This is a genomic window from Stenotrophomonas sp. (genome assembly GCF_036662295.1).
Lineage (GTDB): Bacteria > Pseudomonadota > Gammaproteobacteria > Xanthomonadales > Xanthomonadaceae > Stenotrophomonas.
The window spans coordinates 1-5755 of sequence record NZ_JAVWXA010000040.1; the positions used below are offsets into that span (position 1 = coordinate 1).

The window sequence follows — 5755 nt, forward strand, 5'->3', positions numbered from 1 at the left end:
ACGGTCCCGCACCCCCACCCGTACCCGCCCTTGGACAGTAGGCCGGTGCGCACCGAAACGACCGACGCGGTAGTGCCGGCCGCTGGCCGGCATCCCACAACCCCCCTTGTTCTCAACGACCACCGACCAAACGCCAGTGCGGCGGCCGTTGATGTCCTGTCGGCCACCGACGAACTGTCGAGGGTGGGGGTGTGCGGGTTCGCGGCGAAAAACCAAAAAAAACGGCCACTGCCCCGACACCGGAGCAGCGGCCGCCATGGCGCGAAGGCTTACTTGACCTTGGCGTAGGTGCCCTTGAGGGCCACGCCGGCCATGATCGTGCCTGCGTAGCACTCGTAGTTGGTCGCGCTCTTGAACTCGTTCTTCTTGTAGTAGCTCACGATGTCCACCACCGCGTTCGCACCGCGCGACTTGGCGCCGTCCTGCAGCGCGCGCAGCGCCGACAGGGCCACCCAGCGGCAGGCTTCCTCGTCGCTCTTGTTGGCCGCGTTGGTCTTCTTGTTCGTCACATCTTCGCCGAACCGCTGCTGCACGTTGACCTTCTCACCGGCCATGTAGAAACGCACGCTGCCGTCGATCCCCGCATCGCGGGCGGCCTGCGAGCTCACCAGCTCGCGCAGCGACTGTTCCACTCGGGTATCACGGGCCTCGGCGGTGCTGGCCACGGCCAGCAGTGCGGTAGCGGCCATCAGGGCAAAACGACGCATTCAACTTTCTCCTTGTTGGTGGGGTGCTCGATGTTGCGTGGAAAACCGGCCCGCGCGGGCCGGCGGGTCAATCCTGCCAGCGGCGGAAGATAAGGGACGTGTTGATCCCGCCGAAAGCGAAGTTGTTGCTCATTACATACTCGGTCTGCAATGCCCGACCCTCGCCCTGGATGAAATCCAGTGCCCCGCACCGCGGGTCCACCGCGTGCAGGTTCAGCGTCGGTGCGAACCAGCCCTCGCGCATCATCTCGATCGTCAGCCACGCCTCGAACGCGCCGCAGGCGCCCAGCATGTGGCCCACGTAGCTCTTCAGCGAACTGATCGGCATGCCCGGCCCGAACACCTGCGCCGTGGCCTGCGTTTCGGCGATGTCGCCATGCTCGGTCGCCGTCCCGTGCGCGTTGACGTAACCGATCTGCCCCGGCGCCAGCCCCGCGTCTTCCAGCGCCAGCCGCATCGCCTGGGCCATCGTGTCCGCCGTCGGCTGGGTGACGTGCTGGCCATCGCTGTTGGTGCCGTAGCCCACCACCTCGGCCAGGATCGTCGCCCCGCGCGCCTGCGCGTGCTCCAGCTCCTCCAGGATCAGCGTGCCGGCGCCCTCGCCCAGCACCAGGCCGTCGCGGTTCGCATCGAACGGGCTGGGCGTGGTCTGCGGCGCATCGTTGCGCACGCTGGTGGCAAACAGCGTGTCGAACACCGCCGCCGCCGTCGCATCCAGCTGTTCGGCGCCGCCGGTCACCATCACCAGCTGCTTGCCATTGCGGATCGCCTCGTAGCCGGCGCCCACGCCCTGGCTGCCCGAGGTGCAGGCGCTGGAGGTGGTGTACACCCGCCCGGACAGGCCGAAGAACACCCCGATGTTGACCGGCGAGGTGTGGCTCATCATCTTCAGGTAGGTGGTGGCGCTGATCCCGTCGGTGGTGTGCTCGTGCAGCATGCGGCCGAACTCGGCGGTGGCCTCGTGGCTGCCCGAGGACGAACCGTAGGCCACCCCGGCCATGCCACTGCGCAGCACCGGATGGCCGAGCAGGCCGGCCGCCTCCAGCGCCAGCTCGGTGGCGCGCACCGACATCACCGCCACCTTGCCCATGCTGCGGGTGGTCTTGCGGTTGTAGTGCGGCGGCAGCGTGTAGTCCTCCACCGGCGCGGCCAGGCGCGTGTTGAGGCCGTCGAACACCTCCCACTCGGGGATGTAGCGCACCGCATTGACGCGGGCGTGCAGGCGCGCGCGAATGCTCGCCCAGTCATGCCCCAGCGGGCTCAGCGCGGCGGCACCGGTGACCACCACGCGACGATCGGTACTGCCCATCAGACCATCCCTCCGTTGACCGAGATCACCTGCCGGGTGATGTAGCCGGCGTTTTCAGACAGCAGGAAGGACACCGCGTGGGCCACCTCCTCCGGCTGGCCCATGCGCGCGGCCGGAATCAGCTTGAGCGCATGGTCGAGCACTTCCTGGTTGACCATCTCGGTCTCGATCAGGCCCGGGGCCACGCAGTTGACGGTGATCGCGCGGCTGGCCAGCTCCAGCGCCAGCGCCTTGGTGGCGCCGATGATGCCGGCCTTGGCCGCGCTGTAGTTGGTCTGGCCGCGGTTGCCGACCAGGCCGGACACCGAGGACAGGGTGACGATGCGGCCCGGCTTGCGCCGTCGCACCATCGGCATCACCAGCGGGTGCAGCACGTTGTAGAAGCTGTCCAGGTTGGTGTGCACCACCGCATCCCAGTCCTCGGCCGGCATCGCCGGGAACGCGCCGTCGCGGGCGATGCCCGCGTTGCACACCACCCCGTAATAGGCGCCATGCTGCTCGACATCGGCCTCCAGCGCGGTGCGCGCGGCATCGCGGTCGGCCACGTCGAACATCAGCACGCGCGCCTGCCGGCCCAGTGCCTGGATGTCGGCCACCACCGCCTGCGCCTCGTCGATGCGGCTGCGGCAATGCAACACCACGTCGAAGCCATCACGCGCGACCCGCAGCGCGATGGCGCGGCCGATGCCGCGGCTGGCGCCGGTCACCAGCACCGTCAGATTCCCTGTCATGCCTCTCCACTCTCCAGATAAGCCATCGCATCGCGTGGTTCGAACACCGATACGTTGGCGACCGCCAATTCGGTATCGCCTGCCAGGATCCGGCAGGCGAACATGCCCAGGCCATTTTCGCCCATCAGCTCGCAGCGTGCCTCCACCTGCAGGCAGGTGCCGGCGGCGAAGTACGGCTGGTGCGCGGTGTAGCGCCGGGTGCCCAGCAGGAACCCGATCGACGGCGCCCGCCCGGCCTGGCGCGCCTTGCAACCGGCCCAGGCGGCAATCGCCTGGGCCATGTATTCCACCCCGACCCAGGCCGGGACGCCGTCGGCGGTGGCGAACAGGCCGTGCGCCGGCACGTCTACCTCCACCACGATCGACTCGGGCTGCCAGTCCAGCAGCCGGTCGATCAGGCGCATGCTGTCGCGGTGCGGCAGCACGTCATCGATGTCGCGCGGCAGTTCCATGCTCATTCCCGGGCCAGCGCCAGCACGGCATTGCTGCCGCCGAAGGCGAAGGAATGGCTCAGCACGTGGCGCGGCGGGTGCGCGGCGCGCGTGCCCGGGGCCACCAGCGCCAGCGCCGGCAGCGCGGCATCGCCCTGCCCGTCCCACCAGTGCGTGGGCAGCTGCTGGCCAGGGTTGTCGGCCAGCACCATCCAGCACAGCGCGGCTTCGATCGCCCCGGAGGCGCCCAGGGTGTGCCCGGTCAGCGGCTTGGTCGAGCTGGCCGGCACCGCGGTGCCCAGCACGGCGGCCACGGCCTGGCTTTCCATCGCGTCGTTATGGCCGGTGGCGGTGCCGTGCAGGTTCACGTAGTCCACCTGCGCCGGTGCCAGGCCGGCGCGGTCCAGCGCCTGCTGGATGGCATCGATCGCCCCGCGCGCCTGCGGGTCCGGGGCGGACATGTGGTGCGCGTCGGAGGACTCGCCCCAGCCGGACAGCCGCACCGGGCCGGGCGCGGTGGTCATCAGGAACAGCGCGGCGCCCTCGCCGATGTTGATCCCGCTGCGGTTGGCCGAGAACGGATTGCAGCGCGCGGCCGAGACCGACTCCAGCGCGCTGAACCCGGCCACGGTGAAGCGGCATAGCGAGTCCGCGCCGCCGGCCACCACCGCATCGACCAGGCCGGCGCGCAGCAGGCGCGCGGCCGACATCAGCGCCTTGGCACTGGACGAACAGGCGGTGGAGATCGTCCACGCCGGGCCGGTGCTGCCGATGCGTTCGCGTACGAAACGCGCGGCCGTGCCCATTTCCTGCTGGGCATAATCGAAGCCCGGCGGCCACTGGCCGCTGTCGCGGTGGTGGCGCAGGGCGTTTTCCGATTCACCGATGCCCGAGGTGCTGGTGCCCACGATGACCGCCACGCGGTCGGCGCCGTAGCGGGCGATGGCCGCGTCCACGGCCGTGCGGATCTGCACCAGGGCCGCTTCCAGCAGGGCGTTGTTGCGGCCCTGCAGGGCCACCGGCAACCCGGACAGGTCCGGCAGCGGGGTGGCCACTTCGCCCAGGGCCAGGGTGCGCCCGGCGATCAGCTGGTCGTTGTCGCGCAGGCCGCCGGGCTGGTCGGCAAACAGGCCCGCGCGCACCTGCGCACGGTCGCCGCCGAGCGCGCAGACCACGCCCAGGTCGTTGAGATAGACGGTGCTGCCACTGCTCACGGGTGTGCCTGTTCCATGTCCAACGATTCGATCATCAATTCATAGCCCTCGGCCAGGTTGCGCAGGCGCATCCGGCCGTCCGGGTCGGTGTCCAGCATCAGCCAGGCCGTATCGCCCTGCTCCAGCCGGCGGGTGTCGCCATGGTCCACCAGGTGCCAGCCCGGCGGCAGCGCCGCGCGGATGGCATCGGCCGGCCACAGCGCGAACTGCAGGTCATCCAGCACCCGCTCGCCGCGCACCTGCGGCGGCAGCCACGGGGCGCGGGTCTGTTCCAGCGTGGTGCCGTCCCAGGTCATGCGCACGCCGGTCTGGCCCATCGCCTGCACCGCCAGGCGCACCTGGTCGTGGTCGGCCTCCAGCAGCGCGTCCAGTTCGCGTTCGTGGCTGCCGAAGCGGAACTGCAGGCGCTGCTGCAGCTGCAGCGGTTCGGGCAGGGCCGAAGGGGCCAGCCTCAGCGCCGGCAACTGTACCTTGGGCGCGGGCATGCGGGTGCTGGCGCAGGACGCCAGCAGGCCCAGCATCAGGATCAGGATCAGGCGCTGCACAATTCCTCCAGCACCCGCAGGCGACGACCGCTGTCATCGGCCACGTACGGGTTCTTCGTATCCCAGGCATAGCCGGCCAGGATCGAGGAGATCATGCGGCGCACGTCCGGCTGCTGCTCGGGGTGGTAGATGATTTTCTGGAAGCCGCCGGCGTACCAGGCCTCGACGAAGCGGCGGAAGGTCTTCACGCCGGCGCGCAGCGGAACGGAGAAGTCCTTCTCCCAGTCCACCGTTTCCCCGGCGTGTTCGCGCGCGATGCAGGCGCTGGCCAGTTCGGCAGACTTGAAGGCGATGGTCACCCCCGAGGAGAACACCGGGTCCAGGAACTCACCGGCGTTGCCCAGCAGCGCATAGCCCTCGCCCCACAGCGAGGACACGTTGGCCGAGTAACCGGTGATGGTGCGCACCGGCAGCACCGCCCACTCGGCGTTGGCGAGCAGGCGCGACAGGTTGGGATCCTCGCCGACGATCGCACGCAGCTTGTCCTCGTCGCTGCCGGGGTACTTCTCGAAGAAGCTCGGCTCGGCCACCACGCCCAGCGAGCAGCAGCCGTTGGAGAAGGGAATGGTCCAGTACCACACGTCCACGTGCTCGGGATGGGTGGTGATCAGGATCTTGTTTCGGTCAAAGCCGGCGTCGGCCGGGATGTGGTCGCGCACGTGGCAGAAGATCGCCCCGCGCACCGGGAAGTTGGACGGCGACTCCAGGTTGAGCAGGCGCGGCAGCAGGCGCGCGAAACCGCTGGCATCGAGGATGAAGCCGGCCTCGATGGTGTACTCGCTGCCATCGGGGCGGCGCACCTGCACCCGCGCCGGGCG

General features: G+C 69.6%; 7 protein-coding genes. All 7 read right to left on the minus strand.

What is annotated here, in order from left to right; genetic code table 11:
• Nucleotides 1–269: 269 nt before the first annotated feature.
• Nucleotides 270–707, minus strand: a complete 438-nt coding sequence (locus tag RSA25_RS09860; RefSeq protein ID WP_332725798.1) for an excinuclease ATPase subunit — start codon at nucleotides 705–707, stop codon at nucleotides 270–272.
• A 67-nt stretch (nucleotides 708–774) separates the two neighbouring features.
• Nucleotides 775–2016 carry a beta-ketoacyl-ACP synthase gene (locus RSA25_RS09865; protein ID WP_332808715.1) on the minus strand — a complete coding sequence of 414 codons (1242 nt, stop codon included), beginning with the start codon at nucleotides 2014–2016 and terminating at the stop codon, nucleotides 775–777.
• The gene (fabG, locus tag RSA25_RS09870; RefSeq protein WP_332808716.1) at nucleotides 2016–2747 is read right to left on the minus strand and encodes a 3-oxoacyl-ACP reductase FabG; all 732 of its coding nucleotides are present in this window, start codon (nucleotides 2745–2747) and stop codon (nucleotides 2016–2018) included. Before fabG ends, RSA25_RS09865 begins: the two co-directional genes overlap by 1 nt.
• Nucleotides 2744–3199, minus strand: coding sequence for a hotdog family protein (locus RSA25_RS09875; RefSeq protein WP_332808717.1), 456 nt, complete (start codon nucleotides 3197–3199; stop codon nucleotides 2744–2746). Before RSA25_RS09875 ends, fabG begins: the two co-directional genes overlap by 4 nt.
• 2 nt (nucleotides 3200–3201) lie before the next feature.
• Nucleotides 3202–4392 carry a beta-ketoacyl-[acyl-carrier-protein] synthase family protein gene (locus RSA25_RS09880; protein WP_332808718.1) on the minus strand — a complete coding sequence of 397 codons (1191 nt, stop codon included), beginning with the start codon at nucleotides 4390–4392 and terminating at the stop codon, nucleotides 3202–3204.
• Nucleotides 4389–4937 carry a DUF3261 domain-containing protein gene (locus RSA25_RS09885; protein WP_332808719.1) on the minus strand — a complete coding sequence of 183 codons (549 nt, stop codon included), beginning with the start codon at nucleotides 4935–4937 and terminating at the stop codon, nucleotides 4389–4391. Before RSA25_RS09885 ends, RSA25_RS09880 begins: the two co-directional genes overlap by 4 nt.
• Nucleotides 4925–5755: tryptophan 7-halogenase (locus RSA25_RS09890; protein ID WP_332808720.1), on the minus strand; the 831-nt coding region annotated here is incomplete at its 5' end. The genes RSA25_RS09885 and RSA25_RS09890, both read right to left, overlap by 13 nt.